Origin of the sequence: Janthinobacterium sp. MP5059B (assembly GCF_001758645.1) — a bacterium.
Taxonomy (GTDB): domain Bacteria; phylum Pseudomonadota; class Gammaproteobacteria; order Burkholderiales; family Burkholderiaceae_D; genus Janthinobacterium; species Janthinobacterium lividum.
The window spans coordinates 220,785-244,927 of the sequence record NZ_LRHX01000004.1 but is presented as its reverse complement, the minus strand read 5'-3'; the positions used below and the strand labels follow the sequence as shown (position 1 = coordinate 244,927).

Below are 24,143 nucleotides of genomic sequence, written 5' to 3'. Positions count from 1 at the left end.
GCTTATGCCACGCTGGCCAGCGCGGCGCGCAACGCTTGCAGCAGCGCCTGCGGATCCTTGTCAGGCTGCGCGCTGAACACGGGCGCTTCCCAGTCCTGTCCCCGCACGGCCACCACGCGCAAGCGTCCCTGTTCGCTCCATGCCGGATACCAGCCCACATCGACGATGTCGCCATTCGCGCACGTGATTTGCAGCAGGTCTTCGCCCAGGTCGTCGGCGAGGGCATCCACGGGCAGGCGCAAGTCCAGCGGAGACAGGCTGTCGTAGGTGATGCGGGCGTCGCCCAGTGCCAGGGGCTGGCCAAACAGGGTGGTCTCGATGATGTTCTCCTCTTTTATAGTTTTTATCGTTGCTTCATGCGCCTTGCGGCACGCTGTAATGGCGGCGCCACAGGGCAAGGTAACGCTGCAGCTCTTCCTCCCAGCGCGCGTCATCCCAGCCCAGTTCATGCTGGCAGATGGCGCGCAGGCGGGGCATGATAGCAAGCGCACCGCCTGCCAGCTGCAAACCGAGGCGCGTGCGTCGCAGCAGCAGGTCGTCCAGGTGCTGCACGTCTTCCATGCGCGCGCCCCAGCGCAGCTGCGCCCACAGGGTCTGCGTGCCGGGAATCGGCGCCAGTTCGCCGTCCTGCGCCGCATCGCCCAGCGCCTGCGCGGCCGCGCCATGACGGCCCAGCAGGCGCTCGCGCTGCTCGCCGTCGAGCGCCAGGGCCTTGCCCGACAAGGGCGGCGTGGCGTCAAAAATCGGCAAGGGGCGCAAATCCGCCTGCCAGCCCGGCAGCAGCGGGGCCGCGCGGCGCAAGGCGTCGAGGGCGATCACGCGGAACGTTGTCAGCTTGCCGCCCGCTACCGTCAGCAAGCCGTTTTCCAGCCATAGCGCATGTTCGCGCGCTTCCTTCGACGGGTCAAGCTGGCCGCTGCCGATCACGGGACGCACGCCGGCAAACGTGGCCAGCACGTCGCCTTCGCCCAGCGCCAGCTGCGGGAACTGCCACTGCAATGCGTCCAGCAGATATGCGAGTTCGCCGCGCGTGATGGCCGGCTCCAGGTCCAGGCCGGCGCCATGGTCGACATCGGTGGTGCCCACCAGGGTCACGCCCTCCCACGGATACGCAAACACGGGACGGCCATCGTGCGGATGCATCAGGCTGATGGCTTGCGCCAGCGGCAAACGCCACGCGGGCAGCAGCAGATGGCTGCCGCGCAGGGGCCGCAGTTTCGGCTTTTCTCCCACCTGGCCGCGCAAGGCGTCGGCCCAGGCGCCCGTGGCGCTGATCACCAGGCGCGCACGCACGGTGGATACCGTGCCATCAAGCGCATCGTTCAACGTGGCGCCGGCGACCTTGCCGTCGTCATGCAGCAGCGATGCCACGCCCAGGTAATTGACGGCCACGCCGCCATGGCGGCGCGCCTCCTGCAGCACGCGCAGCACCAGGCGCGCATCGTCCGTCTTGGCGTCCTGGTACAGCATGCCGCCCTGCAGGCCGTCGCGCCGGATATGCGGCGCCAGCATGGCAAAGTCGGACGCATCGACATAGCGGCGCGCGCGCCGCCCCGCCATCACGTCATAGATGGCCAGACCCAGCATGAACTGGCGCCGCCCCGGCTTCCTGCCCGTGTAGTCGCCAAAGGCAAAACCCTGCGGTTCGACCAGCCCCGCCGCATCCGTCAGCAAGGCTTGCCGCTCATGCACCGACTCGCGCGTCATCGCGAACTGGCCCTGCTTCAGGTAGCGCAAGCCGCCGTGCACCAGCTTCGACGAGCGGCTCGACGTGCCCCAGGCGAAATCGCGCTGTTCCACCAGCAGCGCCGTCAAGCCGCGCCGCGCCGCTTCCAGCAGGATGCCGGCGCCCGTGATGCCTCCGCCGACGATCAAGATATCCCACTCGCGCGCCAGGATCCCAGGCAAATCCCCCCTGTTCACGATGGGCCTCCGGCGTCAGGCAGCAGTTTGCCGGGGTTCATCATGCCTTGCGGGTCGAACTGGCGCAGCAGCGCGCGCATGGCGGCGATGCCCAGTTCTCCCTTTTCCGCCGCCAGCCAGGGCGCGTGGTCCGTGCCCACGCCATGCTGGTGGCTGATGGTGCCGCCGTTGGCGACGATGGCCGCGCTGGCCGCGTCTTTCAAGGTACGCCAGCGCGCCATGTTGTCTTCAAAGGTCGGCGCCAGCCGGTACACATACGTGGTGTAGACGCTGGCCCCCTGCGCATACACGTGCGACAAATGCGTGTAGGCGTGCACCTGCTCGCCATGCTGCGCCAGCGCATTGGCGCCCGCCTGCTCCAGCGCCGCCATCATCGCCGTGACGCGCGGCCAGTCGACGGCCGTTTCCACCGTATCGATGACATAGCCGTGTTCCCAGGCGCCGTTGCGCAGGTAGACGTTGCGAAAACGCCCCTGCTTCCACTTGTCGCCCATGTGGCGTCCCACGTGCACGCCCTTGTGCCGCCGCGCCAGCGCCAAGGCGCCGCGCAGGGCCGCGCGCGCCGTTTTTTCTTCTCCGCTGACGCCCACCATCAGCATGCATTTGCCTTCGCCGCAGCCGCGCAGGGACAAATAGCGCTCCAATAGTCCCACCAGTTTCTTGTGCCCGGCCAGGGTCAGCATGGTTTGCGTTTCCAGCGCATTCGACAGGCGCAGCAGGCACAGAGGAAGGCGCGACTGGGCCAGCGCCCGCACGGCCTCCTGCGCCTGGCCCCATTCGGTGAAAAACACGGCATGGAATGCTTCATAAGGGGGCAGCGGCGAGACGCGCACCGTCGCCTGCGTCACGATGCCCAGCCGGCCCTCCGAGCCGAGCACCATTTCGCGCAGGTCGATGCCGGCTGCCGAAGCGGGAAACGTGGGGATGCTCAGGGTGCCGGTCGGCGTTTCCACTTCGCCGCCCGCGAACAGCTGCTCGATGCGGCCATAGCGCAAGGATTGCTGGCCCGACGAGCGCGTGGCGATCCAGCCGCCCAGGGTCGAGTACTCGAACGACTGCGGGTAGTGGCCCAGGGTGTAGCCGTGCGCGCGCAGCTGCGCTTCCAGGTCGGGGCCGTACACGCCCGCGCCGAACGTGGCCAGCTGCGCTTCGCGGTCCAGGTGGCCCAGCGCGCACAGGCGCGCGAGGCTGAGCGCCAGCACGGGGCGCGGCCCCGCCGCCACCGTCAAATGCCCGGCCACGCTGGTGCCGCCACCGTGGGGAATCACGGCCACGCACGCCTGGCGCGCATACGCGAGCAGCTGGCGCACCTGCAGCGCGCTGTCGGGAAAGGCCACGCCATCGGGCACGGCGCCGATGCGGCCATGGCGTAATTTAAACCAGTCGGGCAGGCTTTGACCGAGCGCATGGCGCACGCGCGTGGCAGGCTGGGTGTCGATCAGCGGATGCGGCGCCAGGCGCGAAGCGGGCACTTGCGCACAGGCATCGTCGAAGGTGGCGTCGACAACGGCACTGCCCGGCCCCAGGCGCGCGCGCAAGAAAGCCAGCGCATCCTCGCTCAGCGCATACGTGATGCTCTCGTCCCCCCAGCCATTCCAGCGTTGCATCGACATCCCCTGTGTTCGGCCAGTTGCGCGCCACGGCGGCTTGCTATACTGTTCTTGCCTGATTTTCTTGCTAGATCAATAGCATATGCCGCCACAGACGAAGGGTATTGGTTTTTCATGACAATCGCATTGTTCCATCATGACAAGTACTGACGGCCGGGTCGCCGGCGCCTATCTGCAGCCGCTGCTCGAAGCGGCCGGCGCGCACGGCATCGCGCCTGCCAGCCTGGCGCAGGCGGCCGGCGTGGCGCCGCACAGCCTGGAAGCGTCCGCGCCCAGCCTCGCCGCGCGCGACTACGTGCGCCTGCTCGACGCGGGCGCGCAGCTGGCGGGCGATGCGCATTTCGGCCTGCACGTGGGACAGCGCGTACGCATGGGCACCTACAGCGCGTATGGCTTGATTTTGCTCAGTTGCAGCAACGTGGGCCAGGCGCTGGAACAGACGGCCCGCTATGAACGGCTGGCGCACGACCTGGGCCGCTCGACCCTGCAGCGCGATGGCGCCGTCGCCCATTACCGCTGGACCAGCAACTACCCGGGCGCCAGCCGGCACCTGGTCGACAGCGTCTTTGCCGGCATCCGCGTCTGCGGCGACTGGCTGGCGGGCATGCCGCTGCCGCCGGCCCAACTGGCGTTCAGCCACGATGGCGGCGGCGACCTGCTGCGCCACGCGGCGCACCGCGACGAATACCTACGCGTGCTGGGCAGCCTGCCCGCCTTCAACGCCCCCGCCAACACGGCCACCTTCGATGCGCAATTGCTGGACTGGCCCGTGCCGAACGCCGACGTCAGCCTGTACCCCGTGCTGTGTCAGCATGCGGAACAATTGCTGGCGCTGCGCGAAGCTGAAACAGACACTGGCGGCGCCATCGACGCGCAAGTGCACGCGGCCATCGTGGCGGGTTTGCGCCAGGGTTCGGCGCGGCTGGCCACTGTTGCCGCCGCCCTGGCTGTCACGCCGCGCACCTTGCAGCGCAAGCTGGCCGACGCGGGCACCAGCTTCCAGGCCCTGCTGGACCAGGCCAGGTACGGCCTGGCGCGCGACTATCTGCGCGAGCCGGATTTGTCGCTGGTCGACATCGCCTTCCTGCTCGGCTACCAGGAACAAAGCGCGTTCAATCACGCGTTTCGCACCTGGGCGGGCACCAATCCCGGCGCCTGGCGGCTACAGGAAATGCTTGACAAGCGGCTTGACAAGCAGCAAGCCTCTTAGGCGTGCGCGGGGCATGCGCGGCCCGTTTTCTCGCTATACTGGCGCAGTCAGGTTTTCCACGATCACTCCAACCCGCAATGCAAAGGATTAATATGCAACTCAAAGACAAAGTCGCACTGATTACCGGCGCCGCCAGTGGTATCGGCAAGGAAATGGCCATCGAATACGCGAAACAAGGCGCCAAGGTCGTCATCGCCGACCTGGCCCTGGAAGCGGCCAGCAAGACGGCCGAGGAAATCAAGCAGTCGGGCGGCCAGGCGTTTGCCGTCGCCATGGATGTCTCCAGCGAAGAACAAGTCGACAAGGGTGTGGCGGATGCGGCGGCCCACTTCGGCGGCATCGATATCCTGATCAGCAATGCGGGCATCCAGATCATCAGCCCCGTCGTCGACTACCCGTTCGATCAATGGAAAAAGATGCTGGCCATTCACATGGACGGCGCCTTCCTCACCACGCGCGCCTGCATGCGCGAAATGATCAAGGCCGGCCGCGGCGGCGCCATCATCTACATGGGTTCCGTGCACTCGCACGAAGGCTCGCCATTCAAGAGCGCCTACGTGGCCGCCAAGCACGGCTTGCTGGGCCTGGCCAAGGTGGTGGCCAAGGAAGGTGCGAAAGACGGCATCCGCGCCAACGTCATCTGCCCCGGCTTCGTGCGCACGCCGCTGGTCGACAAGCAAATCCCCGAACAGGCGGCCCAGCTGAACATCAGCGAAGAAGACGTGATCAAGAAAGTGATGCTGAAAGACACCATCGACGGCGAATTCACCACGACGCAGGACGTGGCGCAAACGGCCGTGTTCCTGGCGGCGTTCCCGTCGAACGCCCTGAGCGGCCAGTCAATAGTAGTGAGTCACGGCTGGCACATGCAATAGTGGTGACACCCGCCCACATCGGCTGCGCGGCGCGCTATGCGGCCTGTGATGCTCGCTGTGCTCCAGCACAGCTGCGCGTCTCGGCCACATATCGCTGCCGCTCGCGATGATGTGGGCGGGCGTTGCCGCGTAAGCGTATTAACCTTTCCGTATTCCACCCGAAAGCTTTTCCTTGCAAGACAACACTTACCGCCACCCGCGCGCGGGCTGGCCGGGGCGCCTGTTTGCCGCGCTCGCCAATTCCACTCGTTTCGCCAACCTGCGCCAGGCCGTCATGTCGCGCCTGCCCTTCCTGACCCTGAACAGCGACGTGCGCGACGTCGTCTACGTAAGCTGGCTGGTCGACGCCGCTGCCGCGCAGCAACTGCTGCCCGCCGGCGCGACCTTGTGGCAGCGCGACGGCAAGACGCCATTTACCGTGCTGACCTACCGTCACGGGCATTTCGGTCCTGCCCTGCCGGGTCCTCTGCGCAAGCTGCTGCCATCGCCCCTGCAAAGCAACTGGCGCCTGTACCTGGACCACACGCCGCCGGGCGCGCCGGCCGTACCCTGCGTGTACTTTTTGAAAAACATCATGGACAGCTTGCCGCATGCGCTGGGCACGCGGCTGTTCAGCGACATCCTGCCGACCCACCTGGCCGACGGCATGACGCTGGAAGTTACGCCCACGCAAGTCCGCTGCAGCATTGCAGGCGGCGCCGGCAGCGCGCCATCGCTGGACGTGCAGGCGGACATCGTGGCCGACCATACCCTCGATGCCGACTGGCAAGCGCTGTTCGGCAACTGGCGCGACGCCGTCGCCTTCCTCGCTTGCCAGGATGCGGCCATTGCCCACGTGCCGCGCAACGGCAAGCTGGTCTTCGGCGAAATCGACTTGCCCGTTGATGTGGATCAAGTGCAAGCGCTGACGGCCTTGCGCGCCGACTGCGGCTTGCTGGGGCAGTTACCGTCCGTCTCGAAGCCGTTCGCCTTTCTCGTCCCCAGGGTTCCCTTCAAGGCGCTGTCAGAGCGGCTGCTGTAGCGCGGTGGCGGCGCGGCGCTCCGGCGCCCGCACGGGCGTAGCCGGGCCGCCGCGCCGCCGTTCCAGCTTGAACAGGGCCATCGCCTGCTCCAGCTGCAAGGTCTGGTCCTGCAGCGAGGCGGAAGCGGCCGCCGATTCCTCGACCAGCGCCGCGTTCTGCTGCGTCACTTCATCCATTTGCGTGACGGCCATGTTGACCTGGCCGATGCCGTGGCTTTGCTCGCGCGAAGCCGAGGCGATCTCTTCCATGATGCCATGCACGCCCTGCACGGCGCCCAGCATTTCGGCGCTGCTGGCACCCGCCTGCTGCGCCAGCTTCGCGCCCGCCTGCACCTGCGCCAGCGACGCCGTGATCAATTGCTTGATTTCCGTGGCCGCCGCCGCGCTGCGGTGGGCCAGGCTGCGCACTTCGCCCGCCACCACGGCAAAGCCGCGCCCCTGGTCGCCCGCGCGCGCCGCTTCCACGGCCGCGTTCAGGGCCAGGATATTCGTCTGGAAGGCGATGCCTTCGATGATGCCCGTGATGTCGCCGATCTTCTTCGATGAAGCGTCGATGTCCGCCATCATGTTGACCATCTGGCCGACGATCTCGCCGCCGCGCCCTGCCAGGCCGTGGACCTTGCCCGCCATGTCGCTGGCCTGCACGGCGTTGCCGCTGTTTTGCTGCACCGTGGCCGCCAGCTGCTCCATGCTCGACGCCGTCTGCTGCAGGGCCGACGCCTGCGCTTCCGTGCGGCCCGACAAGTCCATATTGCCGGCGGCGATTTCCTGGCTGGCCATGCTGATGCGCAAGAAATTGCCGCGCACGTCGCCGACGATGGAATGCAGGTTCACGCGCAACTGGCGCAGCGAGCGCAGCAACTGCCCCATCTCGTCGCGCCGCGTGGTATCGAGCTCGCCCGTCAGGTCGCCGCCCGCCATCACGTCGCAGGCCTGGCGCGCCCGCTGCAAGGGTTGCAGCACGGCACGGTGCAAACTGTGCCAGAAATACAAGGTCGCGCACAGGGCCACCACGGACAGGCCCGTCAGCCAGCCGCCCGCGCCGGCCGGCAACGCCCCCGCATTCCACGCCAGCTGCAGCAGCAATACCAGACTCAGCAAGCCCAAATTCCAGCCGATGCGCTTACCCAGCGGCAGGTCGCGCAGGCTCGCCAGCCTGGCCAGCCAGCCAGTCCGCACGGCAGCGCCCTGGCTGATGACGATGCCATCGGCCTGCCCCGCCTTGATGCGCGCGTACAGGGCGGATGCCTGCGCCACCTGCTGGCGCGTGGGCTTGGTGCGCACGGACATGTAGCCGACGGCCACGCCGTCTTCCACCACCGGCGTCACGTTCGCCAGCACCCAGTAGTAATCGCCATTCTTGCAACGATTTTTCACCATGCCGCTCCACGAGCGGCCCGAGCGGATGGTGGCCCAGAAATCGGCGAACGCTTCGACCGGCATGTCCGGATGGCGCAGGATGTTTTGCGGCGCGCCGATCAATTCTTCCGCACTGTAGCCGCTGACGGCGATGAAATACGGGTTCGCATACGTGATATTGCCTTGCAAGTCGGTAGTCGAGACGATGGTCTCGGTATCGCTCAGGTTGATCTCGGTAGCAGTGACGGGAAGATTGAGTCGCATGGTCGTATCCTTGGCTGTAGCCCGTGCGGGAGCGGGAAAGAAGCAAAACGCCGGACAACGCCGCGCCGGCGGCAGTCCGCATCGATACATTAATTTTAATATTTAATTATTAATTTAAATGGGCAATTTTTACTGGCGAAATTGCCTTGCGAATCTGCAAAGATTGCAGGTGGCGGCGTAGCCGCAGGGGAATGGGGAGAGATACCGGAACAAGGCGATTGTCCCGGCGGCGTAGCGTTTAGCGTGGCACGTAACGCCAGTTGCCGTTTTCCAGCATGAACGTCAGTTCCGTCTTGATGCCTTCCGGACGGCTCGGCACGCTCAATTCCGTATCGCATACGAGATAGCCCGTCTTGCGCTTGACGTCGCACTCATTGACGGCCTTGACCTGCATGGTCGTCTGCGCTTCCTGCATCTGCACATCCTTGGCCGCTTCCGGATTGCGCGCCACTTCGTCCTTGGCCCAGCTTCGGATCATGGCTTGCGCCTCGGCCGGCGACGGTCCCGCGAACTTGGCGTCCTTGCGCTCGACGCCCACCCAGGTACCGTTCTCGTTACGCAGCGGCAGCACCATGAAAGCATCGCGCATGCCGGCGCTCATGGCGACCAGGCACACCACTTCGCCCGGCACTTCCTGCGAATCCTGGCAGCCGGTCAAGCTGGTGACCTTGACGGCGATCGGTACCGGCACAGTCGATTGCATTTTGGCCCGGGTCTTGGCTACGCCCGCCTGCACGGCGGCGTGGATTTGTTCGAGCGTCGGCATGGTGGCCGCCTGGGCCGGCAAGGCGGCAAACAGGGCGGCGGCGGTCAGGGCGAAGGAAGTCAGGCGCATGGGTGTCGAGAGTAGTGATCAAAGGCCGGCAGTCTAGCACTTTGCATCAAATCAGCTGTTTCTATAGGGAATTATCCACGGCATCGGGTGCGAGAAAGGCCCCGCCCGCGTCCGCCTGTCCGCGCAGCCGCAAGCCAATGGTTCGCAGCATCTCGACCAGCTCGCGCAAGCGCAGACCCTCGTCCGTCAGTTGGTACTCGACCTTCACGGGCACTTCCGCGTAGATCGTGCGCGTCAGCAAGCCCGCCTCTTCCAGCGCGCGCAAGTCCAGGGTCAGCATGCGCTGCGAGATATTCGGCACGGCGCGGCGGATTTCGCTGAAGCGCTTCGGCCCCGCCATCAGATAGCTGAGCAATACCACTCGCCAGCGCCCGCCCAGCAGTCGCATGGCTTCTTCCACGGCGCAGCCGGAGACATTGTCTTTCATGGTTCGCTTCCCATCTGGTATAAAAAATGTACCTATACCACATTATTCTGCCTTCTTCCAAATAGTAACCATCACGATTAGACTCCCCTTCTTTCCTCTCAACGGAGCTCCAGCATGGAAACCACCCTGATCTACAGCGTGCCGTTCGGCTGCTCGTTTGCCGCCATCGCCGCCCTCGAATGGAGCGGCTTGCCCTATCGCCTGGCCCGCGTGGAAGCGCGCGACCCGGCCAGCAAGCAGCATCCCGCCTTTCTCGCCATCAATCCGCTGGGCCAGACGCCGGCCCTGCTCACGCACGCGGGCGCGCCGCTGCTGGAAAGCATGGCGATTCTGCTGCACCTTGCCGCCCGCGCACCCGCCAGCGGTCTGGGCTTTGCGCAAGGCACGCCGCAATACGATCGCCTGAACAGCGTGCTGTCCTTTTTGCACACGACCTTCCACGCCGCCTTCATGCCGGCCTTCCAGGCATCGCGCGCGGCACCGGACGATGCGCGCGCGGCCGTGTGGCGCGAGATGGCCGTCGAGAAGGTCAACAAAAGCCTGGCGCACCTGGAGCGCCTGCTCGCTGGCCGCGCCTGGCTGGCCTCGGACACGGCACCGACCATCGCCGACGCCTACCTGGCCGCCACGGCGCGCTGGGCCGAACCGCTGCAGCTGGCCAGCCTGGCCGATTATCCGCACGTGGCGCGCCTGCTGGCCGCGCTGGAACAGGACCCCGGCATACGCTTTGCCCACGCCATCGAGGCGGGCTTGCCGGCCGCCAGCCAGGGCGGCTTCCTGGGCCACGTGGCGCTCGACCAACTGGCACTGCCGGCCGGCTAACCGGCGGTCAACTCCCGCAGCAAGCGCGTCTTTATTGCTATGATGTCGGGCTGCCGGCGGTACAGCCGGCCACGTCAATACCATATCGATAACGTCGTCATAAGAATCGGGAGTTTGAATGAGTTTACGTCTGCTGCTCTTGGGAGCATTCAGTGCCGCCATGGCCACCACCGCCGCCATCCCTGCGCTGGCCGCGCCGCGCGGTTTCACCGTGGAAGACATGGTGGCCATGGAGCGCGTGGGCAGCCCCGTGCTGTCGCCGGACGCCACGCGCGTCGTCTATACGGTGCGCACCACCAACCTGGACAAGAACCGCGGCAACACGCAGCTGTGGATGATCGACCTGCGCGCGCCGAACGCCGCGCCGCGCCAGCTCACGCGCGGCGATGCCAGCGCCAGCGACCCGCAATGGTCGCCGAACGGCGACGCCATCTACTTCCTCTCTGGCCGCTCCGGCTCCTCGCAAGTGTGGCAACTGCCCCTGAACGGCGGCGAAGCGGCCAAGGTCACCGACCTGGCGCTGGACGTGGACACCTACCGCTTGTCGCCGCAGGGCGACCGCCTGGCCTTCAGCATGGGCGTCTTCCTCGATTGCGCGGACATCGCCTGCACGAAGAAGCGCCTCGATGAAAAAGCGAAAAACAAGGCGACCGGCATGGTCTACGACCAGATGTTCGTACGCCACTGGGATACCTGGGCCGATGGCCGCCGCAATGCGCTGTACTCGGCGCCGATCGACGCCACCGGCAAGGTCAGCGCCGCGCCGGTGAGCCTGAGCGGCACCCTGGACGGCGACGCCCCATCGAAACCGTTCGGCGACAATGGCGAATACCATTTCAGCCCGGACGGCAAGACGGTGGCCTTCTCCGTGCGCGTGGCCGGCCGCACGGAATCGTGGTCGACCAACTTCGACGTCTACACGATTCCTGCCGCTGGCGGCCAGGCGCCACGCAATCTCACCGCCGACAATCCGGCCTGGGATGCCAAAGCCACCTGGTCGCCCGATGGCCGCACCCTGGCCTATGTCGCCATGACCAAGCCTGGCTTCGAAGCGGACCGTTTCCACCTGGTGCTGATGGATGTCGCCACCGGCAAGAAGCGCACCGTGGCCGATGACTGGGACCGTTCCGTGGCCGACTTCCGCTGGACGCCTGACAGCAAGGCTTTCCTCGTCGCCGCCGATGACGTGGGCCAGCACCGCCTGTTCCACATCGACGCGGCCAGCGGCAAGGTCGCTGCGCTGACGGGCAAGGGCGCCGTGGGCGACTTCGACGTGCGCGGCAATACCATCGTGCTGGCGCAAGCCAACCTGGCCTCGGGCGCGCAGCTGTACACGCGCAAGCTCGACGCGAAGTCGGAAAACGCGCCGATGGTCCAGCTGACGAAGCAGAATGCGGCAGCCCTGGCCGACGTGCGCTTCGGCGAATATGAGCAGTTCTCGTTCGCGGGCGCGAATGGCGAAACCGTCTACGGCCACGTGATGAAGCCATGGAATGCCAAGGCCGGTGAAAAGTATCCGGTCGCTTTCCTCGTCCACGGCGGCCCGCAAGGCAGCTTTGGCAACAGCTGGAGCTACCGCTGGAATCCGCAAGTGTATGCGGGCGCCGGCTACGCCACCGTCTTCATCGACTTCCACGGTTCGACCGGCTATGGCCAGAAGTTCACGGATTCAATCAGCGGCGACTGGGGCGGCAAGCCGCTGGTCGACTTGCAGAAGGGCCTGGAAGCGGCCACCAAGAAATTCCCATGGCTGGACCGCGAGCGCAGCTGCGCGCTGGGCGCGTCGTACGGCGGCTACATGATGAACTGGATCGCCGGTAACTGGCCGGACGGCTTCAAATGCCTGGTCAACCACGACGGCGTGTTCGACAACCGCGGCATGGCTTACGCAACGGAAGAACTGTGGTTCACGGAATGGGAAAACGGCGGCCCCTACTACGATGCGCCAGCCAAGCACGAGCAGTTCAATCCCGTCAACTTCGTGAAGAACTGGAAGACGCCGATGCTGGTGGTCCAGGGCGACCTGGACTTCCGCATCCCCACCGCGCAAGGCCTGGGCACCTTCACCGCACTGCAGCGCCAGGGCATCCCGAGCAAGCTGCTGGTCTTCCCGGACGAGAACCACTGGGTGCTGAAACCGGCGAACTCGCTGCTGTGGCATCACACGGTGCTGGACTGGCTCAATACCTACACCAAGAAGTAATCGGATGAATGTCGGATTACGGCCTTTGGCCTCGGCGGCCCCGCCTAATCCGACCTACGTTCGCTCTTCATAACAAAAAAGCCGCACGGTGCTTCCCGGCACCGCGCGGCTTTTTCCATGCGTAGGTCGGATTAGCGGCGCGCGCGCCGCGTAATCCGACACATCCACCATCGTTCAATACGCGGTGAGCGCCTTGGCAAACTTCACGATCCACAAGCGGCTTGGGCGTTCGCGGTCGTCGCCGCGCGCCACGCGGATGGTGTTGGCGGCATTGCAGCCGGCGGCGCTGCTGGTGACGATAGTACCGCTGGCATCGACCGTGCACTTGGTCACGTCGGCATCCGCCACTTCCACGCCATTCGCGTCAAAGATCTTCGTCTTCAGGCCGAAGTCATTGTCGTTGGCCAGCGCGATGGTGGAGTCGTCGATCAGGGTCAGGCCTTCCGCCTTTTCCGCCGCCCAGCCGATGGCATTCAAGTCCAGCAGCAGGGTTTTCTTCAGCGGCGTGACGGCGGCCCAGTCGGCGCCGTTGACGGCCGCGCCGCCCATGCTGCTTTTTTCCAGGTCCGAGGTCGTCGCGTTGAAGGCAGCGGCCGAGATATCGGTGGCGCCCTTCAATTCGACCAGCATCAATTTATTGAACACCTTGCCCGACGGCGCAGCGCCCTGCTCGATGACGAGGAACTTGCCGCCGCCCAGCGCCACCATGTCGCCCAGCTTGGCGTTGCCCGTGCGGCCGTCCTGGTAGTCGGCCGCATTCAGCGGATAGGCGAACATCTTGCCGCTGGTGCCCGTCGTCGGGTCGAATTCGATCCAGCGCGTGAAGCGGGCGAAGCGCTCGACCTGCTCATTCTTCTTCGTCACCGTATATGGCGCCGTGCCGTCGGACAGGGGGCTTTGCAGGAAGGCATACAGCTTGTCGTTGCTCGTATCTAAGGTCATGCCTTCCATGCCGCGGTTCGCGCGGCGCTTGGCGAACAGGGTTGGCAAGCCCTTGCCCGGTTCGTATTTGGCCTGGATGATGCCGGTGGCCGCATCGATCTTGATGATGAAGGGGCCGTATTCGTCCGAGACCCACAGCGCATTGCGCTTCGCATCGACGACGATGGCTTCCGAATCGAGGCCGCCCGCATTGAAGACAGCCTTGCCCGCCGCATCGAACTTCATCGCATCCATGACTGGAATCTCGGCCGAATTGCCGACCGCGCCCACGGGCACGGGCAAGCCCGAGCTGTTGACGGTGGCCGACACCTTGATCGGCGTGCTCGACGCCAGCACGGCGCCGTTCTTGCCCACCGTGAGTACCCCGAACGAAGGCGTGAAGCTGGGCGACGGGAAGATTTTGCTGCCGATGGTGCCCTTGCCAGATGGATCGGGCACCAGCGGGCCGTCGCCGTTCGGGCCGCGGTCCGTCAAGCCATAGAATTCCAGGTCGCCGGCCGCATTCTTGCCCTTGTAAGCCAGGCCAGAGCCGTACGACGGCAGGAAGCCGTTCGGGAATTCGCCCTTGATCTTGGCGTTGGCGCCTTCGTACGGCACGTAGAATTTATCGGCCGCCTGTATCTGGTAGCGCGTCACGGTGACTTTCACTTCGCCGACCGGATTGGCTTGCGTCAGCGCCTCGTTGACGGGCGCGCCCGCTTTCGAGGCCAGGGTGTCTTCGAAATGCTCGCGCACGAGGGCGCGGCGCTCCGCATCGACCGTGCGGCCGGCGAATTTCCCGCCCACCGCTGCCAGATGCGCGGCCAGGGCCGTGTTGAAAACGGCCGGGGCGGCGGCAAAGTCCAGCGTCTTGCCGGCCAGCGCCGCCTTCACTTCGGCCGTCAGCTTGATGCCGTTCGACGGATCGCTGTCGTCATCGAGCAATTGCAGCGCCAGCAGGCGGTTGACGACCTTGTCGTCCGCCACGTTCGTGCTGGCGGCCAGCGCCAGCGGCGTGACGACGGCGCCGCATGGCGCCGAGCCCAGGGCCAGGCCGCCCACGCTGAAGGCGACAGTATCGCCCGGGTTGCACATGAATTCTCCCTTGGCATTGGTGCTGGCCTTGGCCGCGCTGCCCGCCACGTAATCGAGTCCTTCCACCGCGCCATCGAGGAACACGCCCGTCTGCGCCACGGGCTTGGAAGGCTCCGCCGGCGGATTGTCGCTGCCGCCGCACGCGGCCAGGGTCAGGCCGGCGGCGATGGCCAACAGGGTCAGTTTCGGGATCGACGTTACAGCAGTGTTCATGCATTCCTCGGCTAAGGTGGGTGGGATAGCCGTGGAGCATAACCAGTCAAAGTGACAAGCCCGTGACAGTCGTCAGGCCTGTGGCATATCCGCCACGGGCCCGCCGATGCCGCCAAAACGGCCATCTGCCTGGCGCCGGAATTCCTTGGGCGTGACGCCTTTCACCTGCAAGAAGCGGCGGTTGAAATTGGCCACGTTCTGGAAACCCACGTCGTAACAGACGTTCGACACATAGTGATCCGTATCCATCAGCAACTGGCACGCCTTGTTGATGCGCAGGCGGCTGATGAAATCCGTGAAGCTGTTACCCGTCGCCTTGCGGAAGAAGCGCGAGAATTTACTCAGCGACATGCCCACCTGATCGGCCAGCATTTCCGCCGAAATCGGCTCGCGGTAATTGTCCGTGATGTAGTTGAGGACGGAGTTGACCTTGGCCAGGGTGGCGTCATCGTCGTACGAGCGCAGGGAGGCGGTCGACAGCAAACGGTAATTGGCCGTGCGCGCCAGCTTGCTCATCAGCTGGACGAATTCGGCGAAGCGTTCGGCGCCATGCGTGGCGCGGATGCGCGCCAGGTGCTGCTCGGCCTCGTGGCCCATGTCGAAAAACTCCACGCCATAGCTGGAGCGCTCGAGCAGCGGCAGCAGTTCGCGCAGTTCGGGGATGACGCGCGCGGCACCGGCCAGCGGCGCATGGGCAAATTGCACGATCATGTCGCGCAAGGCCACGCCGCCTTCGGGCATCACGTTGGAAATCCAGTTGTGCGGCAATCGCGGGCCCGTCAGCACCAGGTGGCCAGGCGAGAATTCGCCGATATAGTCGCCCACGAACAATCGTCCGCTGGTGGCGACGATCAGGTGCAGCTCATATTCCTCGTGACAGTGCCAGCGCACGCGCGAGCTGGGATAGCCGTGTTCCAGGTAATTGATGATGCCATCGTAGCTTTCCCGTTCCAGCTCGGGCGCCTTGCGCTCGCTGTCCTTCTGCCATAGGTGTTCCATGCTTGTCTCTCTCAGGCTGTCCCCGCCTGTGCCATCCAATGTACCTCAAAAAGCCTCAGGCGCCAAAACGGCCCAGCGCCTGCTGGCGAAACTCCTTCGGCGTCATGCCCTTCAATTCCAGGAAGCGCCGGTTGAAATTGGCCACGTTATTGAATCCCGCCTCGTAGCAGATGTTGCTGACATAGCGCTCCGTCTCCATCAGCAGCTGGCACGCCTTGTTGATGCGCAGGCGGTTGACGAAGTCCGTGAAACTGTTGCCCGTGGCGCTGCGAAAAAAACGCGAAAACGTCCGCTCGGGCATGTCCACCTGCTCGGCCAGCTGTTTCAGCGAAAACTGGCTGCTGTAATTGTGCACGATGAAGTTGATGGCCGAACTGATGCGCGCCAGGGCCACGTCGTCGTCGCTCGACTGCATCGGCACCGTCGACAGCAGCTGGTAATCGCTGGTCTGCGCCAGTTCGCCCAGCAGTGTCAAAAATTCGATGAAGCGCGGCAGGCCATTGCTGTCGCGGATGCGCTGGAAACGCCGCAGCGACTGTTCGCTGACGCCAAAAAATTCCACGCCGTGCAAGGCGCGCTGCAGCAGCGGAAAAATATCCTTCAATTCGGGAATGGCGGTGGCCATCGACGCCAGCGGCGCATGCGAAAACTGGACCACCATGTCGCGCAAGGCCACGCCTTCCGGCGGGGTGTCGAGCGAGACCCAGTTGTGCGGCACGCGCGGTCCCGTCAGCACCAGGTGGCCGGGGGTGAACTGGCCGATGTAGTCGCCGACAAAGACCTTGCCGCTGCTTTCGACGATCAGGTGCAGCTCGTACTCGTCGTGGTAATGCCAGCGCACCAGCGAATTCGGAAAGCCGTGCTCCAGGTAGCGGATGAAGCCAAAACTGCCTTTCGGCTCGAAGCCTGGCGTGGCGTCGCGCTGCTGTTCCAGCTCCATCTGCGGCAGTGAGGCATCGGCTTTGCGTGGCATGGCGCGCCCTCCCCCGTCAGGCGACGATCTGTTCCAGCGCCGCGCGCGCACCCATCCCATACAGGCTGGCCAGCGACTGCCCCACCGCCTGCGTAAAGGCTGGTGTGTCGCTCAACTCGCCGAACAGCTCGCGCAGCGACAGCAAGGCCGTCGCGTCCGTCCCGCCCTGCAGCGCCAGTGCGCGCAGGCGCGCCGCATACGGGTCGTTCAAGGGCAGCTCGCGCCCCTGCTCGTCATGGCCTTCCAGGTAGCGGAACCAGCACGCCACGGTAAACGCCAGCAGCTTGATGGCGCCGTCACGGGCCAGTGCTTCGCGCACGGATGGCAGCACGAATTTCGGGATGCGCGCCGAACCTTCCGTGCCGATGCGCGCCAGCTGGTCGCGCACGGCCGGATTCGAAAAGCGCTCGATCAGGGTAGCCTTGTACCGCTCCAGGTCGATGCCTTCCACTTCATCCAGCAAGGGCGTCACTTCCTCATCCATCATCTGGCGCACGAGCAGGCGGATGCCAGGATCGTTCATCGCTTCGTGCGCAAACGTGTAACCGAGCTGCATGCCGATGTAGCACAGGGCCTGGTGGCTGGCATTCAAGAGGCGCAGCTTCATCTTTTCATATGGCAGCACGTCGTGCGTCATCTGCGCGCCCACCAGCTCCCAGGCCGGCCGGCCCTGCGGGAAGTCGTCTTCGATGACCCACTGGCGGAACGGCTCGCACACGACCGGCCAGGCGTCGATGATGCCAAAGCTGTCGCGCACCAGCGCCCGGTGTTCATCGGTGGTGGCCGGGGTGATGCGGTCGACCATGCTGTTGGGGAAGCTGCCATGCGTGGCCAGCCAGCGCGCCAGCTCCCCGTCGCGCAGGGAGACAAAGGCCAGCAGCATCTTGCGCGTCACGTCGCCATTGTTTTGCAGGTTATCGCAGGACATGATGGTAAACGGCGCCAGGCCCCGCTGGTGGCGTACGGCCAGCGCCGCCGCCAGATAGCCGAACGAGCAGCGCGGCGCCTGCGGGTGCGCCAGTTCATACACGATATCGGCATGACCGGCGTCGAATTCGCCCGTGCCCTGGTTCACATAGTAACCACCCTCGGTGATGGTCAGCGCGACGATGCGCGTACCAGGGTCGGCCAGCTTTTCCAGTACGGCTTGCGGCTCGTCGGGCGCATACAGGTATTCGCCAATGCAGCCGATGATGCGCGCGCTGTCGCCGGCCGCGCTGCGCTCGACCACCGTGTACAAGCCATCCTGCGCCCGCATGGCGTCGCGCATGGCCGCGTCATGCGCCAGCAAGCCCACGCCGCAATAGCCCCACTGCGCGTGCTGCTGGCCATGGCCCTGCAGTCCGAGTAAATCATCGAGGTACACGGCCTGATGGGCACGGAAAAAGCCGCCCACACCGATATGCACGATGCTGGGCACGAGCGCGCCGCGCGCATACGCGGGCACGGCTGCGTCCACCGGCAGCTTGGCCAGGTTCGCCTGGTTCAATGCGATCGCGTCCATTACAGCGCTCCTTTCGCCGCCGCGTAGGTCTTGCCGGCGCGGTCAAAATAATGGACGAAGCCCGGCTCGAACGTCAAATGCGTTTGCTGGCCCGGCTGCAGGCTGCTGCGCTCCGCCCCGCGCGACACTACCTGCACATTGTTCGGCAAGCGCACATAGGTCAGGGTTTCCACGCCCAAGGACTCCACCAGGTCGACCGTGACGGGCACGCTGCCCGGCTGCGCCGCGCCCAGGTGCACGTGTTCGGGGCGGATGCCGACGAAGCCGTCCGCCTGCGCCGCGCTGCCCGCCTGCGCCAGCAGCTGCGGCGCCGCATCGGCTGGCACCACGTTCATGCTGGGCGTGCCGATGAATTGCGCGACAAAGCGGTTGGCGGGACGGTCATACAGTTCCAATGGCGAGCCATGCTGCTCGATCTGGCCGTCGCGCAGCACCACCACGCGGTCCGCCAGGGTCATCGCCTCCACCTGGTCATGGGTCACATAAATCGTGGTGGCGCCCAGTTCGCGGTGCAGCTTGGCGATCTCGATGCGCGTCTGCACGCGCAGGGCCGCATCGAGGTTCGACAGCGGTTCGTCGAACAGGAACACTTTCGGGTCGCGCACGATGGCGCGGCCGATGGCCACCCTCTGGCGCTGCCCGCCAGACAATTCTTTGGGCGTGCGTTCCAGGTAACGCCCAAGGTCGAGGATGGCGGCCGCCTTGTCGACTTTTTCGCGGATGATGGCCGGATCGACGCCGGCCAGTTTCAGCGCGAACGACATGTTCTGGAACACCGTCATGTGCGGATACAGCGCATACGACTGGAACACCATCGCCAGGTCGCGCTTGGACGATGGCAGGGCCGTGATGTCGCGCCCGTCGAGCGACAGCTTGCCGCCGTCGATCGGTTCCAGGCCCGCGATCAGGCGCAGCAAGGTGGATTTTCCGCAACCCGACGGACCCACGAAGACGACGAATTCGCCCTGCCGGATCTCCAGGTCGATGCCCTTGATGGCGCGATGCTCGCCAAAGAATTTTTCGATATTGCTCAGTTGAAGGTAAGCCATGATGTGTGTCTCTATTCTGTAGTTTATTTGACTGCGCCAAAGGTCATTCCCTGGACCAACTGCTTCTGGCAGAACCAGCCCAGCGCCATGATGGGCGCGATGGCCATCAGCGAAGCGGCCGACAATTTCGCCCAGAACAAGCCTTCCGGGCTGGAATACGAGGCGATGAGCCAGGCCAGCGTGCCCGCGTTGGAGGCGCCCAGGTTCAGCGACCAGAACGATTCATTCCACGACCACACCATGCACACGAGGGCCGTGGAAGCGATGCCGCCCACGGACAGGGGCAGCACGACGTGGCGGAATTCGTCCCACACGGTGGCGCCATCCATGCGCGACGCCTCCAGAATTTCGCGCGGCAGCTCCTTCATGCTCGTGTACAGCAGCCAGATCATGATGGGCAAATTCATCAGCATAAACATGATGGTCAGGCCGATGCGCGTGTCGAGCAGGCCGAAGTACTGGTAGCAGATATAGATCGGCATCAGGGCGCCCACGCCGGGCATGTAGCGCGAGCTGAGCATGAATTTCAGCAAGCCGATGGTGCCGCCCGTGGGAAAGAAGGCCATCGAATAGGCGGCCGGGATGGCGATCAACAGGCCGATGGCCGTCGAGAGCACGCTGGTAAACAGCGAGTTCCACGCGTAGCCGAAGTAATTGTCGCGTGCCAGCACTTCGCGGAAGCTGTCGAGCGTGGGCGTGAAAAACAGCAGCGGCGGCGTGGAAATGGCTTGTCCTTCCGTCTTGAAGGCCATCAGGCCCAGCCAGAAGATGGGAAAGAACAGCAGCAGCGCGAACAGCCAGGCGGCGGCCGTGCGGCCATACAGATTGAGTTTGCTATGCATCAAGGTCTCCTTATTTCGACAGATTCTTGCCGATGACGCGCATCAGGAAGAAGGCGGCGATGTTGGCGATGAGCACGGCGAACAGGGCACCGGCCGAGGCCGCTCCCACGTCATAGGACAGCAGTGCCTGCTGGTAAATCATGAAGGTGATGGTGGTCGTGTCGAAGCCGGGACCGCCGCCCGTGGTGGTAAATATTTCCGCAAAGATCGACAGCAAAAAGATCATCTCGATCATCAGCACCACCGAGACGGCGCGGCCCAGGTGGGGAATGTAGAGGTAGCGCAGCTGCTGCAGATAGGTGGCGCCATCCATGCGCGCCGCTTCCAGCTGTTCCCGGTCCATCGACTGCAGGGCCGTCATGAAGATCAGGCAGGCGAACGGCAGCCATTGCCACGAGACCATCATGATGATGGAAAACAGGGGATGGGCCGACAGCCAGTCGACGGGCGTGGCGCCAAAGAAAATGCTGATTTGCGCGAACAGGCCGTAGATCGGATTGAGCAGCATGTTCTTCCACATCAGGGCATTCACGGCCGGCATGATGAGAAACGGCGAAATCAGGAGCACGCGCACGATGGCGCGTCCCGGGAACGCTTCATTGATCAGCAAGCCCAGCGCCGTGCCCAGCACCACCGTGACCAGCATGACGGAAAACAGCAGGGTAAACGTGTTCTGCAATGCTGGCAGGAACGAGGCATCCGTAAAGAAAAAGTGGAAATTGGCCAAGCCATGGAAAGGATGGCCGCTCGGATCGAGCATGGAATAGCGCACGAACGAGTAATACAGGGTGATCAGCAGCGGGATCACGGAAATGACGGAGACGGCGACCACGGCCGGCGTCAGCAAAGTCCGAGGGATAATGCGTTTCATAGGATTTCTCTTGGGACGTGAGGTGAGTGATCTAGCGCAATAGCAAGGCCAGTCACATCACCTGTGTTACAAACCAAACAGCACAGCAAAGATGCCTGACAAAACCGTAGCGAGCGGCAGTGATTTGTGGCCGAGAAGCGCAGCCGTACTTTAGTACGGTGAGCATCGCCGGCCGCAAAGCGCGACGCGCAGTAGGTTTGGTCAGGCTATCCTCTTACTTGTAATAGCCGCCTTTACGCATTTCTCTTTCCGCCGTCTGCTGCGACAATTCCAGCGCCTGGTCCACCGTCACCTTGCCCAGCAGCGCTGCCGCCATCTGCTGGCCGGCTGCCACGCCGATCACCTGGAATTCGGGAATCGAAGCAAATTGCACGCCCACGTAAGGCGACGGCGGCAAGGTGCTTTGCACGGCGCGCGTGGTGGCCAGGGCCTTGCCTTCGGCGGCGGCAAATTTCGCCACTTTCTGGAACTCGGGGCTAGCATAGGTCGACTTGCGCGTGCCGGTCGGCACGTTGGCCCAGCTCGTTTCCTTGGCTACCAGTTTCACGTAGTCGGGCGACGTGGCCCAGTTGATGAAGCGCTGTGCTTCATTCGGGTGCTTGGAACTCGCGGGGATGGCGAGCGACCAGATCCACAGCCAGTTCGCGCCCCGCTCCGTCACGCCGATAGGCGACTGGGCAAACGCCACCTTGTCGGCCACCTTGCTTTGCTTGGGGTCCGTGATGAAGGAGGCGGCAATCGTCGCATCGATCCAGATGCCGCACTTGCCCTGGTTAAACAGCGCCAGGTTTTCATTGAAGCTGTTGGCGGCCGCGCCCGGCGGGCCGTATTTCTTCATCAGGTCGACATACATGGTGACCGCGTCCTTCCATGGCTTGCTGGTAAATTGCGGCTTCCATTTCATGTCGAACAGCTGGCCGCCATAGGAATTGGCCATGGTGGTGATGAGTGCCATGTTGTCGCCCCAGCCCGGCTTGCCGCGCAGGCAGATGCCGTACACGCCGTTGGCCGGATCGTGCAGCTTGGCCGCCACGTCGCGCAGCTGGTTCCAGGACGGACGATCCTCGATCGTCACGCCCGCCTTTTTGACCAGGTCGCTGCGGTACATGATCATCGAGCTTTCGCCGTAGAACGGCGACGCATACAGCTTGCCGTCGCCGGAGAGCCCTTCGCGGATGGCCGGCAGCAAGTCGTCGATATCGTACTTGGCGTCCGGCTTGATGGGGATCAGCCAGTTTTTCTTGCCCCAGATGGGCGTTTCATACAGGCCGATGGTCATCACGTCGAACTGGCCGCCCTTGGTGGCGATATCGGTGGTCATGCGCTGGCGCAAGACGCCCTCTTCCAGGGTCACCCATTTGAGCTTGATGTCAGGATTGGCTTGCTCGAAGAACTTGCTGAGCTTTTGCATTTCGATCATGTGGCCGTTGTTGACAGTCGCGATGACCAGGTCGGTGGCGGCAAAAGCGGACGAGCTGAGGCAGCCGGCGAACAGCGCGGCGATGGCGTAACGTTTCATTGTATGTCTCCAGTGTTTTTGTCGTTGGCAATGCTCAGGTACTTGGCACCACGACCACAATGTAGCACCGGACTTTGATACTTTCTGATACTCCAAAACCGCAATTCGATACTCTTTTGCAAGCCCGCTATGCGCAAGAGTATCGATATGTAGCAAAAACAACACTCTGAAAGAAAGTATCAGCACTTGCACGTTTTGTATCAGGGTGGTTAAAAAAGCGCTGCTAGACTTGGTTTTCGGCATTAGACCGCGTGCGGTGGTCGCCTTCAGGGGCGCCACCGCTACCACTTACATTCTTCTGGAGACCGCATGAACCGTACTGCATTGAAAACTTTACCTGCCCTGATCCTGGCCATCGCCAGCGCTTCCGCCATGGCCGACCCCATGTACCCAAGCGACGCCGAAGGCTTCCACGGCTACCTGCGCGCTGGCGCCGGCAGCAATACGTCGGGCGACGGCGGTTCGCAAGGCTGCTTCGGCCTGGGTGGCAATACCATGAAATATCGTCTGGGCAATGAGTGCGACGCCTACACGGAATTCGGCTACACCAAGTCTGTTGCCAAGTCCGGCGGCGTGAACTACCTGGCCACCATCTGGGTCAACGCCTACGCGCCAAACTCGGATTTCGGCGACAACAAACTGGGCATCGTCAAGGCCTATGTCGAAGCGCAGGGACTCGATTTCCTGAACGGCGGCACGGCCTGGATCGGTAAACGCTTCTACTACCGTCCTGACATCCACATGCTGGATCTGCAATACATCAACATGAACGGCACGGGTGCCGGTCTGGACCGCATTCCTGCGGGCCCGGGCAAGTTCTCGTATGCCTTCTTCAAGGACAACGACATCAACACCGTGTCGCCGACCGGCGTCGTCAGCACCAAGTCTGCCGTGCGCCAGAACTTCATCTACGGCGAAATTCCCGTCAATGAAAACGGCACCCTGGACCTGGCCGCGACCTACATCATCGGCGAAGGCAAGGACAACGATGCGAATGGCCAGAAGCACAATGGCTGGCAGCTGTCGGCATTCCACCGTCAAGGCAAAGTCTTTGGCGGCGGCAATACCTTCGGCGTGCAGTACGGCGTCGGTCCCGGCACAGGCAAGGGCGCGCAGTTCGGCGCTTCGGGCGACACCGGTTTCGGTTCGGACGTGAAACGCACGCGCGTGTTCAATGACATGGCGATCCAGCCGTTGCCGAACTTTGGCATGGAATTCGTCGCCCTGTGGCAAAAAGACGAGTCGAAAGCCACCGGTTCCTCGACCTGGACCTCGGTTGGCGTGCGCCCTGTGTACGCGTTCACCGACAACTTCAAGCTGGTGGGCGAACTGGGCACGGACCGCGTGACGCAGTCGGGCGGCCAGCCAGCCAAGCGCCTGACCAAGCTGACCATCGCGCCGACGATCTCGGCCGGTCCTGGCCTGTGGTCGCGTCCTGAACTGCGCGCTTTCGTGACGTACGGCAAATGGAACGATGCGGCCACCGCCTCGGTCAATGCGTCGAACAACGGCGGCCCGATCTACAACAACAATACCAGCGGCACGTCCTACGGTTTCCAGGTAGAAACCTGGTTTTAAGCCAGCTTAGCTAACGCCAGAAACTAAAAA

20 protein-coding genes are annotated in these 24,143 nt (G+C 64.0%); 6 read left to right on the top strand and 14 right to left on the bottom strand.

All coding sequences use genetic code 11. The annotated features are described in order from the left end of the window. Positions 1 to 2: 2 nt before the first annotated feature. Genes JAB1_RS03435 through JAB1_RS03425 form a run of 3 tightly spaced genes read right to left on the bottom strand, consistent with a single transcriptional unit; the run spans position 3 to position 3,530 of the window. On the bottom strand, positions 3 to 398 hold the full coding sequence (locus JAB1_RS03435; RefSeq protein ID WP_070278793.1) for a hypothetical protein: 396 nt from the start codon (positions 396 to 398) through the stop codon (positions 3 to 5). After that, on the bottom strand, positions 355 to 1,923 hold the full coding sequence (locus JAB1_RS03430) for a glycerol-3-phosphate dehydrogenase/oxidase (RefSeq protein ID WP_070278791.1): 1,569 nt from the start codon (positions 1,921 to 1,923) through the stop codon (positions 355 to 357). Before JAB1_RS03430 ends, JAB1_RS03435 begins: the two co-directional genes overlap by 44 nt. Beyond that, a complete protein-coding gene (locus JAB1_RS03425; RefSeq protein WP_070278858.1) occupies positions 1,920 to 3,530 on the bottom strand; it encodes an FAD-binding oxidoreductase in 1,611 nt (536 codons plus the stop codon). Before JAB1_RS03425 ends, JAB1_RS03430 begins: the two co-directional genes overlap by 4 nt. Before the next feature lie 139 nt (positions 3,531 to 3,669). On the opposite strand from JAB1_RS03425, the gene JAB1_RS03420 reads away from it, so the two are divergent. From JAB1_RS03420 to JAB1_RS03410, 3 genes are all read left to right on the top strand, one after another. After that, positions 3,670 to 4,743 (top strand): AraC family transcriptional regulator, encoded by a 1,074-nt coding sequence (locus tag JAB1_RS03420; protein WP_070278788.1) that lies wholly within the window; start codon positions 3,670 to 3,672, stop codon positions 4,741 to 4,743. A 92-nt stretch (positions 4,744 to 4,835) separates the two neighbouring features. Continuing rightward, positions 4,836 to 5,618 carry a 3-hydroxybutyrate dehydrogenase gene (locus tag JAB1_RS03415; protein ID WP_034777971.1) on the top strand — a complete coding sequence of 261 codons (783 nt, stop codon included), beginning with the start codon at positions 4,836 to 4,838 and terminating at the stop codon, positions 5,616 to 5,618. 172 nt (positions 5,619 to 5,790) lie between these two features. Next, positions 5,791 to 6,639, top strand: coding sequence for a DUF2071 domain-containing protein (locus JAB1_RS03410; protein ID WP_083299544.1), 849 nt, complete (start codon positions 5,791 to 5,793; stop codon positions 6,637 to 6,639). On the opposite strand, the gene JAB1_RS03405 is transcribed toward JAB1_RS03410, so the two are convergent. The 3 genes from JAB1_RS03405 to JAB1_RS03395 form a co-directional block, all read right to left on the bottom strand. Then, positions 6,622 to 8,262 (bottom strand): PAS domain-containing methyl-accepting chemotaxis protein, encoded by a 1,641-nt coding sequence (locus JAB1_RS03405; RefSeq protein WP_070278783.1) that lies wholly within the window; start codon positions 8,260 to 8,262, stop codon positions 6,622 to 6,624. The genes JAB1_RS03410 and JAB1_RS03405 overlap by 18 nt on opposite strands. A 238-nt stretch (positions 8,263 to 8,500) precedes the next feature. Then, complete coding sequence (locus tag JAB1_RS03400) at positions 8,501 to 9,097, bottom strand: hypothetical protein (protein WP_070278781.1); 597 nt, start codon at positions 9,095 to 9,097, stop codon at positions 8,501 to 8,503. A gap of 61 nt (positions 9,098 to 9,158) precedes the next feature. Next, on the bottom strand, positions 9,159 to 9,524 hold the full coding sequence (locus JAB1_RS03395) for a helix-turn-helix domain-containing protein (protein WP_034777962.1): 366 nt from the start codon (positions 9,522 to 9,524) through the stop codon (positions 9,159 to 9,161). A 114-nt stretch (positions 9,525 to 9,638) separates the two neighbouring features. Here JAB1_RS03395 and JAB1_RS03390 point away from each other — a divergent pair, with 114 nt between their 5' ends. Both JAB1_RS03390 and JAB1_RS03385 read left to right on the top strand, forming a co-directional pair. Next, positions 9,639 to 10,346, top strand: coding sequence for a glutathione S-transferase family protein (locus JAB1_RS03390; protein WP_070278779.1), 708 nt, complete (start codon positions 9,639 to 9,641; stop codon positions 10,344 to 10,346). A gap of 160 nt (positions 10,347 to 10,506) precedes the next feature. Further along, on the top strand, positions 10,507 to 12,549 hold the full coding sequence (locus tag JAB1_RS03385) for a S9 family peptidase (RefSeq protein WP_175445011.1): 2,043 nt from the start codon (positions 10,507 to 10,509) through the stop codon (positions 12,547 to 12,549). 174 nt (positions 12,550 to 12,723) lie between these two features. Here the strand turns inward: JAB1_RS03385 and JAB1_RS03380 are convergent, their stop codons facing one another. The 8 genes from JAB1_RS03380 to JAB1_RS03345 all read right to left on the bottom strand — a co-directional run bounded on the left by JAB1_RS03380 (position 12,724) and on the right by JAB1_RS03345 (position 22,535). Next, positions 12,724 to 14,778 carry an esterase-like activity of phytase family protein gene (locus tag JAB1_RS03380; protein ID WP_070278775.1) on the bottom strand — a complete coding sequence of 685 codons (2,055 nt, stop codon included), beginning with the start codon at positions 14,776 to 14,778 and terminating at the stop codon, positions 12,724 to 12,726. Between the two features lie 72 nt (positions 14,779 to 14,850). After that, positions 14,851 to 15,777 (bottom strand): AraC family transcriptional regulator, encoded by a 927-nt coding sequence (locus tag JAB1_RS03375; RefSeq protein WP_052139843.1) that lies wholly within the window; start codon positions 15,775 to 15,777, stop codon positions 14,851 to 14,853. Between the two features lie 55 nt (positions 15,778 to 15,832). Beyond that, on the bottom strand, positions 15,833 to 16,750 hold the full coding sequence (locus JAB1_RS03370) for an AraC family transcriptional regulator (protein ID WP_070253872.1): 918 nt from the start codon (positions 16,748 to 16,750) through the stop codon (positions 15,833 to 15,835). Between the two features lie 16 nt (positions 16,751 to 16,766). Beyond that, positions 16,767 to 18,254: a mannitol dehydrogenase family protein gene (locus JAB1_RS03365; RefSeq protein ID WP_070278773.1), complete on the bottom strand. Its 1,488-nt coding sequence runs from the start codon at positions 18,252 to 18,254 to the stop codon at positions 16,767 to 16,769. Next, a complete protein-coding gene (locus tag JAB1_RS03360) occupies positions 18,254 to 19,303 on the bottom strand; it encodes an ABC transporter ATP-binding protein (protein ID WP_034777947.1) in 1,050 nt (349 codons plus the stop codon). The genes JAB1_RS03365 and JAB1_RS03360 overlap by 1 nt, the downstream gene beginning before the upstream one ends. Positions 19,304 to 19,326: 23 nt before the next feature. Further along, positions 19,327 to 20,145, bottom strand: coding sequence for a carbohydrate ABC transporter permease (locus tag JAB1_RS03355; protein ID WP_034777945.1), 819 nt, complete (start codon positions 20,143 to 20,145; stop codon positions 19,327 to 19,329). A 10-nt stretch (positions 20,146 to 20,155) separates the two neighbouring features. Further along, entirely contained in the window at positions 20,156 to 21,016 is an 861-nt protein-coding gene (locus JAB1_RS03350) for a sugar ABC transporter permease (RefSeq protein WP_034777943.1), read from the bottom strand. Between the two features lie 214 nt (positions 21,017 to 21,230). After that, positions 21,231 to 22,535 (bottom strand): sugar ABC transporter substrate-binding protein, encoded by a 1,305-nt coding sequence (locus JAB1_RS03345; RefSeq protein WP_034777941.1) that lies wholly within the window; start codon positions 22,533 to 22,535, stop codon positions 21,231 to 21,233. A 309-nt stretch (positions 22,536 to 22,844) separates the two neighbouring features. Here JAB1_RS03345 and JAB1_RS03340 point away from each other — a divergent pair, with 309 nt between their 5' ends. After that, the gene (locus JAB1_RS03340) at positions 22,845 to 24,113 is read left to right on the top strand and encodes a carbohydrate porin (RefSeq protein ID WP_070278771.1); all 1,269 of its coding nucleotides are present in this window, start codon (positions 22,845 to 22,847) and stop codon (positions 24,111 to 24,113) included. The last annotated feature ends 30 nt before the right edge of the window (positions 24,114 to 24,143 follow it).

Excerpts from the sequence above, each read along its gene's own strand:
- JAB1_RS03425 (WP_070278858.1), bottom strand. The coding sequence starts at position 3,530 with ATGCAACGCTGGAATGGCTGGGGGGACGAGAGCATCACGTATGCGCTG.
- JAB1_RS03420 (WP_070278788.1), top strand. The coding sequence starts at position 3,670 with ATGACAAGTACTGACGGCCGGGTCGCCGGCGCCTATCTGCAGCCGCTG.
- JAB1_RS03415 (WP_034777971.1), top strand. The coding sequence starts at position 4,836 with ATGCAACTCAAAGACAAAGTCGCACTGATTACCGGCGCCGCCAGTGGT.
- JAB1_RS03405 (WP_070278783.1), bottom strand. The coding sequence starts at position 8,262 with ATGCGACTCAATCTTCCCGTCACTGCTACCGAGATCAACCTGAGCGAT.
- JAB1_RS03400 (WP_070278781.1), bottom strand. The coding sequence starts at position 9,097 with ATGCGCCTGACTTCCTTCGCCCTGACCGCCGCCGCCCTGTTTGCCGCC.
- JAB1_RS03395 (WP_034777962.1), bottom strand. The coding sequence starts at position 9,524 with ATGAAAGACAATGTCTCCGGCTGCGCCGTGGAAGAAGCCATGCGACTG.
- JAB1_RS03390 (WP_070278779.1), top strand. The coding sequence starts at position 9,639 with ATGGAAACCACCCTGATCTACAGCGTGCCGTTCGGCTGCTCGTTTGCC.
- JAB1_RS03385 (WP_175445011.1), top strand. The coding sequence starts at position 10,507 with ATGGCCACCACCGCCGCCATCCCTGCGCTGGCCGCGCCGCGCGGTTTC.
- JAB1_RS03380 (WP_070278775.1), bottom strand. The coding sequence starts at position 14,778 with ATGAACACTGCTGTAACGTCGATCCCGAAACTGACCCTGTTGGCCATC.
- JAB1_RS03375 (WP_052139843.1), bottom strand. The coding sequence starts at position 15,777 with ATGGAACACCTATGGCAGAAGGACAGCGAGCGCAAGGCGCCCGAGCTG.
- JAB1_RS03370 (WP_070253872.1), bottom strand. The coding sequence starts at position 16,750 with ATGCCACGCAAAGCCGATGCCTCACTGCCGCAGATGGAGCTGGAACAG.
- JAB1_RS03365 (WP_070278773.1), bottom strand. The coding sequence starts at position 18,254 with ATGGACGCGATCGCATTGAACCAGGCGAACCTGGCCAAGCTGCCGGTG.
- JAB1_RS03360 (WP_034777947.1), bottom strand. The coding sequence starts at position 19,303 with ATGGCTTACCTTCAACTGAGCAATATCGAAAAATTCTTTGGCGAGCAT.
- JAB1_RS03355 (WP_034777945.1), bottom strand. The coding sequence starts at position 20,145 with ATGCATAGCAAACTCAATCTGTATGGCCGCACGGCCGCCGCCTGGCTG.
- JAB1_RS03350 (WP_034777943.1), bottom strand. The coding sequence starts at position 21,016 with ATGAAACGCATTATCCCTCGGACTTTGCTGACGCCGGCCGTGGTCGCC.
- JAB1_RS03345 (WP_034777941.1), bottom strand. The coding sequence starts at position 22,535 with ATGAAACGTTACGCCATCGCCGCGCTGTTCGCCGGCTGCCTCAGCTCG.
- JAB1_RS03340 (WP_070278771.1), top strand. The coding sequence starts at position 22,845 with ATGAACCGTACTGCATTGAAAACTTTACCTGCCCTGATCCTGGCCATC.